Source organism: Myxococcus sp. AB025B (assembly GCF_006518215.1).
GTDB classification, from domain to species: domain Bacteria; phylum Myxococcota; class Myxococcia; order Myxococcales; family Myxococcaceae; genus Myxococcus; species Myxococcus fulvus.
In genome coordinates this window covers 1-5,693 of sequence record NZ_SRLW01000454.1, presented here as the reverse complement: position 1 = coordinate 5,693, position 5,693 = coordinate 1, and the positions used below count along the sequence as shown (strand labels likewise).

7 protein-coding genes are annotated in these 5,693 nt (G+C 68.7%); 5 read left to right on the top strand and 2 right to left on the bottom strand.

Going from position 1 to position 5,693, the window contains the following annotated elements:
* The first annotated feature begins 278 nt into the window (after nt 1-278).
* The 4 genes from FL311_RS40600 to FL311_RS40585 all read left to right on the top strand — a co-directional run bounded on the left by FL311_RS40600 (nt 279) and on the right by FL311_RS40585 (nt 2,138).
* Nucleotides 279-881, top strand: coding sequence for a hypothetical protein (locus FL311_RS40600; RefSeq protein ID WP_141332999.1), 603 nt, complete (start codon nt 279-281; stop codon nt 879-881).
* Nucleotides 882-998: 117 nt separating this feature from the next.
* Nucleotides 999-1,295, top strand: coding sequence for a hypothetical protein (locus FL311_RS40595; protein ID WP_141332998.1), 297 nt, complete (start codon nt 999-1,001; stop codon nt 1,293-1,295).
* A gap of 91 nt (nt 1,296-1,386) precedes the next feature.
* Nucleotides 1,387-1,641 (top strand): hypothetical protein, encoded by a 255-nt coding sequence (locus FL311_RS40590; protein WP_141332997.1) that lies wholly within the window; start codon nt 1,387-1,389, stop codon nt 1,639-1,641.
* An 83-nt stretch (nt 1,642-1,724) separates the two neighbouring features.
* Complete coding sequence (locus FL311_RS40585; RefSeq protein WP_141332996.1) at nt 1,725-2,138, top strand: secondary thiamine-phosphate synthase enzyme YjbQ; 414 nt, start codon at nt 1,725-1,727, stop codon at nt 2,136-2,138.
* Between the two features lie 397 nt (nt 2,139-2,535).
* Here FL311_RS40585 and FL311_RS40580 read toward each other — a convergent pair whose 3' ends face one another.
* Together FL311_RS40580 and FL311_RS40575 are read right to left on the bottom strand one after the other, a co-directional pair.
* Complete coding sequence (locus FL311_RS40580) at nt 2,536-3,510, bottom strand: RluA family pseudouridine synthase (RefSeq protein WP_141332995.1); 975 nt, start codon at nt 3,508-3,510, stop codon at nt 2,536-2,538.
* Nucleotides 3,507-4,634 carry a serine/threonine-protein kinase gene (locus FL311_RS40575; RefSeq protein WP_141332994.1) on the bottom strand — a complete coding sequence of 376 codons (1,128 nt, stop codon included), beginning with the start codon at nt 4,632-4,634 and terminating at the stop codon, nt 3,507-3,509. The genes FL311_RS40580 and FL311_RS40575 overlap by 4 nt, the downstream gene beginning before the upstream one ends.
* A 130-nt stretch (nt 4,635-4,764) precedes the next feature.
* Here FL311_RS40575 and FL311_RS40570 point away from each other — a divergent pair.
* A partial coding sequence (locus FL311_RS40570; RefSeq protein WP_141332993.1) for a serine/threonine-protein kinase occupies nt 4,765-5,693 on the top strand: 929 nt, incomplete at its 3' end.

Here is a 5,693-nt window from a genome sequence, read left to right as displayed (position 1 = left end):
GGGCGGTGGTGTTGGCGGATTCGCCGAGGTTGGCGGGTGGCGCCGTGGTTGGGGTTGACCTGGCTTTGACGCGGGCTGCCGCGAGACGTGTCTGTCTTTGTGGAGGTTTTCGAGGACAGTGGACGGGTGGTCCGTCGAGACACCGTGTCTTGCGATTTGCGTGGGGTTGGTCATTCTTGACGCGGGTGTGTCGTAACGGGTTACAGCGACCTGTGTTGTGAGGGGTTGCGGGAAGGGCATAGAGTCGCGGTCCTCCCTTTCCCGGAGAGACTCAAGAAATGACTGTCTTCAAGAAGCTTGTCTGGGCTTGCGCCGCCGTGTCCCTGTCCGCCTGTGGTGGTCCCGAGCAGTCCTCGCCCGAGGAGTCGTTGGGGGCGCGCGAGGACGCGCTGACGACCAGCTCCTTCGGGGGCTGCAGCTTCACCATCTCCTCGGCGGTGATTCCCGGGGAGCTGCCTCCGCGCTACGCCATCACCCTGACGCGCGCCGCGTCCGGCACGTGTCCCTACGCGGCGGGCAGCGTGGAGCTGGGTCGCTCCTACAACACGCCGCACATCGCGGTGCTGGGGACGGGCGTGGGGCTGGCGACGGCCTTCTCGACGAAGCACTCCCCGAGCGGCAGCGCCAACACGCAGTGCCGCGTCAACCACATCGACCCTGCCACGCTGGCGAAGGTGCGGGACGACTCCATCGTGGTGAACTTCGGCGCGGGCAACGTCAATGTCTGCAACCTGGACAAGACGGACGCCGGCGCCACGCTGGTGGTCTACGGGACGAAGACGGGCCCGCTCCCGGGGGAGACGGGCAGCGGCAGCAACTACGTGGCCACGTACTACAACTACTTCACCAGCACGACGCCGCCCGTCTACTACGCCTACTGACGCGGGAGGTGGGCCCGCGGGGTGTCTGGCTCCGTGGGCCCGCATGGGCATGACACACTCCGGGTGTGTTAGGGTGGAGGGGCCGTACCACCCGAAAAGCAGTCCCTGGAGGCACGAATGCAGGCTGGAAGGTTCGTCAGCGGTGCGTTGCTTGCGGTGGGGGTGCTGCTGGCGGGTTGTGGTGGTCCCTCGGAGGAAGCTGTCGGGGAGCAGGAGTCCACGTCACGTGAGGGCCTGGTTCCCGACTGCAGCATCACGTCGGCGGGGACCGTCTATTACACCTCCTCGACGCGCCTGCGCATCGTGGGCTACCGGGGATGCGGCTGTGGCTCCTGGACGAGCTGGGGCACGACCTCGACGTACGCCCAGTCCACGAATGCCTGCATCCCGCCAGTCAGCATCCCGGAAGACTGAGGAAGCGCGTGTGGGTCGAAGGCGGTCCGTCCGGTGATTCCTGGGCGGGCCGTTGTCGTGTTGCTCAACCCGAAGCCTGATGGAGAGACGAATGAAGGCGAGCGTCATCTGGGGTGGAGTGTTGTCGCTGGGGTTGCTCGTGGGCTGTGGTGGGCCGGAACTGGACGTCCATGCGCCCGACGTGCAGACCGCGAGCTCCACGGAGGAGTTGTTCCCGGACTGTCAGGGTTATTGGGGGATGGGTTGCCCCAGGCCGTACATGGAGGTCCAGTGCGACAACTCCAGCACGGGCCTGCCGGGCTTCTGTATCTGTCAGCCCGACACGCTCGTGTTCGATTGTCTCTGAGCGTGTGACGACGGGTCCGTGGACCGCGAGCAGGGCTCCAGGGGGATGGGTGTCCTGCTCCGGGGCCCGGTATCATGTGGCCAATGAAGACCCTGACCGAGTACCTGTGGTTCGAGACGCAGCAGCGCCGGGAGCTGGTGCGCCTGACGGACACCGTGGCCTCGCTGATTCGCAAGAGCGGCATCCAGGAGGGGATGGTGCTGGTCTCCGCCATGCACATCACCGCGGGCGTCTTCGTCAATGACGACGAGTCCGGACTGCATGAGGACATCTGGGAGTGGCTCCAGAAGCTCGCGCCCTTCGGGCCGGACTATCGCCACCACCGGACGGGTGAGGACAATGGTGACGCGCATCTGAAGTCGATGCTGGTCCACCACCAGGTCATCATCCCCGTCACCGAGGGCAAGCTGGACCTGGGGCCGTGGCAGCAGGTCTTCTACGCGGAGTTCGATGGCCAGCGGCGCAAGCGCGTGGTCGTCAAGGTGATGGGCGAGTAGGGAAGGGGCCCGGGGATTCGGTGGTTCACGGAAGTCCATGGCCGTCAGCGATTGACTCCCAGGCGCCCTGGTCGTTCGCGCCCTGGTCCGCGAACCGCGCCGAGTAGCGCTGCGACCGGAGCTGCCGGTGGCGTCGGAGGAAATCCTTCAAAAGGCCCTGACGGTGAAACGCGAGGAGCGCTTCGCGTCGGCGCAGGACTTCGCGGAAGCGCTCTCTGGCTTCCTCGATGCCACCACACCTCGCTTCTCCCCGATGTCCGTGGCGTGGCTCGTCCAGACGCTGTTCGCACGAGAGTTACGTGAAGGGGGCGTCCGCCCCGGGCTCCCACCGCGTTCAGCGAAGAGCTGGTTCTCCCCACGCCTCCGCGAGCCTCCGCCCAGGAAGTCAGGGCGATGCTCAAGTCGCTGGGGAGCTGACGCTCGCGTCGCCGTGCTCGCCACGCGGCAGCGGCAATCCCAGCCGCTCCAGCTCCGCGCGCAGCTCCGGGGGCAGGGGACTGGTCACATGCAGGGGCTTCTTCGTCACCGGATGAGACAGCCCCAGCGCCCGCGCGTGCAGGAAGAAGCGCCCCAGCTCCGGTGCCTCGCGCCCGCCATACAGTGTGTCCCCGACGATGGGCGCGCCGATGCCCGCCAGATGCGCGCGCACCTGGTGCAGCACGCCCGTGAGGATGCGCACCTCCACCACGCTGTGCTCTCCCGCGCGCGACAGCACCCGGAAGCGAGACACCGCCTCGCGCGCGTCCTCGGCACCGTACGGCGCGGGCTCCACCCGGTCCGGATGGCGCGGGTGGTGACGCAGCGGCAGCTCGATGTCGCCCTCGTCCACCAGCGGCCCCGTCACCAGCGCCAGATAGCGCTTGTCCACCGCGCGCTCACCGAACGCCTCGCGCACCGTGTTCCAGGCCGCCCTCGTGCGCGCCGCCACCACCACGCCCGACGTCTCCACGTCCAGCCGGTGGCACAGCCCGCCCTCGCGCGGGTCCACCGACGCCTGCGCGCACTCGGGGTAGCGCGCCACGAGCGCGTTGGCCACCGTGCCCGTCTCCCCCGACTGCAGCGGGTGCGAGGGCCGGCCCGCGGGCTTGTCCACGAACACCAGCTCCGCGTCCTCGTGCAGCACCGTGAGCGGGAAGTCCTGGTCCGGCACCGCCTCGCGCGTCTCCTCCTCGAGGACGACGGCCACGGCCTGGCCCTCCACCAACGTCAGGCCCTTCTTCGCCGCGCGGCCGTTCACCTTCACCGCGCCGGACTCGAAGAGCCGCTTGAGGCGGGCGCGCGACAGGCTCAGCGCCTCGCCCACGAAGAGGTCCACGCGCTGGCCCGCCTTGTCGGCGGCCACCGTGAAGGTGTGAAGCTGGGAGGTGCTCACTCGGACAGTGCCTCGTAGACTTCCTCGGCCGTCTGGAACCGGTCGTCCGGCTCCTTGCGGATGAGGCGGTGGGCCACCCGCGCGAACTGCGGGTCCCCATGAAGGTTCAACGCCAGTACGGGCGGAGGCTCCGTCTCCAACACCTGCCGCCACAGCTCGTGCGGCGTCTTCGCGTCGAAGGGGGGCCGCCCGCTCAGCAGCTCATAGAGGATGACGCCCAGGCTGTACAGGTCCGAGCGTCCATCCAGCGGCTCTCCGAGAATCTGCTCCGGCGCCATGTAGCGGTACGTGCCCACCATCTTGCCGACCTCGGTGATCGCCACGTCGTCCGCGAGGAACTTCGCCAGGCCGAAGTCCATCAGCCGCACCTGCCGGTCCTCGTCCACCATGACGTTGGAGGGCTTGAGGTCGCGGTGCACCAGGCCGTGCCCGTGGATGTAGGCCAGCGCCTCGCACAGCTGGAGCATGGTGTCCTTCAGCCGCCCCATGCGCTCGGGCCGGTTGAGGTCCTCCACGCGCGGCGCCCGGCCGTCATCCGCCAGCTTGCGGGGCGCGGGTGCGGGGACATCGAACCCCTCCAGCGAGTCATCCGAGTCCAGCGCGTCCTGGTTGTCCTCCGCGCCGTAGCTGCGCAAATCCTCGCTCGGGGGCTCCTCGTTGAAGGCGTCCATGCTGAACAGGCCCTCGTGCCCCGAGCGCGAGTCCCCCGGCAGGTCCAGGTCCGAGTCGCTGCCCACCCCGAAGTCGTCATCCGCCGTGCGCCGCACGGACAACAGGCTCCGGGGCGCGCTGGAGCTGCTGGGCGACAAGAGGTCGTCCCCGCGAATCTCCAGGTAGTGGCGCAGCGTGAGCCCCTCGATGAGCTCCATGGCCAGGTAGGGCCAGCCCTGGTGGACCCCCGCCTCGAAGACCTTCACCACGTTGGGGTGGGACAGGTCCGCCAGCGTCTCGAATTCGCGCGCGAGCCGCCGCGCCGCGCGCTCGTCCAGCGTCGGGCCGGCCGAGAGCAGCTTCAGGGCGACTTCGTCGTTGCTGCGGCGGTCCAGGGCCCGGTACACGGTGCCAGCCCCGCCGCTGCCGAGCGTCTCCAGGACGCGGTAGGGACCGATGAGCTTCGGGGGCATGCGTGGCGTGGATCCTACGGAGCCGGTCGCGCCAGGGCAAACTCGTTGACGCTCGGCTGCATGGTCCTGGGCAGAACACTCGGGGAGGGATTTCACTTTTCCAGGAAAACCTGGGAGAACCTTCAGCCCAATGCAAGTCGGGAAGTATCAACTCGTCCGGAAGCTTGCCTCGGGGGGCATGGCGGAGGTCTTCCTCGCGAAGGCCGCTGGCCCCATGGGGTTCGAGAAGACGCTCGTCTTGAAGCGCATCCTCCCGCATCTGGCGGAGGACCCCGCGTTCGTGGAGATGTTCCTGGGCGAGGCGCGGCTGGCCGCGCAGCTCGAGCACCCGAACATCGTTCAAATCTTCGACTTCGGCGAGGCGGACGGCAGCTACTTCCTGGCGATGGAGTTCATCGACGGGCCCACGTTGCGGCGGCTGGTGAAGCGCGCGTCGGAGCAGCCGTTGCCGCCGGTGGTGTGCGCGAAGCTGGTGGCGCAGGCGGCGGAGGGGCTGGCGTTCGCGCACGAGTTCAGTGACGCGGCGACGGGGGAGCCGTTGGGGCTCATCCACCGCGACGTGAGCCCGGACAACATCCTGGTGTCGCGGCAGGGCGCGGTGAAGGTGGTGGACTTCGGCGTGGCGAAGGTGGCGGGGCAGGGGCACCGCACGCAGACGGGCGTGGTGAAGGGGAAGGTGGCGTACATGCCGCCGGAGCAGCTGCGCGCCAGTCCCCTGGACCGCCGCGTGGATGTGTATGCGCTGGGGGTGGTGCTGTACGAGCTGCTCACGGGCAAGCGCCCGTTCGAGGCCACCACCGAGGCGAGCACGATGCAGGCCATCCTGTTCGAGCCCTTCGTGCCGGTGGAGGCGCGCCGGGCCGATGTGCCCGAGCCGCTGCGGAGGATCCTTGAGCTGGCGTTGATGAAGGAGCGCGACGCGCGCTACCCGGACTGCCGCGCGCTCCAGACGGACCTGGAGCGCTATCTGCTGTCGTCGGGCGAGCCGGTGGGGGCGTACCAGCTCTCGCAGTTCGTGGCGAAGGTGATGGCGGAGGTCGGGGGCACGCCCGCCGCGGG